This window comes from Neisseria oralis, from assembly GCF_045062685.1.
GTDB lineage: Bacteria > Pseudomonadota > Gammaproteobacteria > Burkholderiales > Neisseriaceae > Neisseria > Neisseria oralis.
Genome location: NZ_JBJGEB010000074.1, coordinates 1 through 262 on the forward strand (window position 1 = coordinate 1; position 262 = coordinate 262).

The 262-nt window shown below is 52.3% G+C and carries 1 pseudogene; it reads left to right on the forward strand.

The features are described from left to right. Positions 1 to 165 precede the first annotated feature (165 nt). Positions 166 to 262 (forward strand): annotated as a pseudogene (locus tag ACI43T_RS12125) (zinc-finger domain-containing protein); the annotation flags it as partial.

The following is a 262-nucleotide window of genomic DNA, read 5'->3' on the forward strand; positions in this document are numbered from 1 at the left end:
GTTTTATATGTGCCGGAAACAGCCGTGCATATGGGCGAAGGTTTCCCGGTTTGACCGTATGTGTTCGGTAGGCGGGGGTAAATCTTGTTCGGCGGCTTCGGCAATATCCTTTAGCCTGCCGATGGCGTAAAATGGGCGCACGCCAACCACGCAAAGGAAAATCAAATGGACAATCTTCATATGCGGGAAATTGCCGTGTCCCCCGAAAACCTGCCTTTATACTGTTCCGGTCCGGACAATGAGGAATGGAACGGGCATCCGA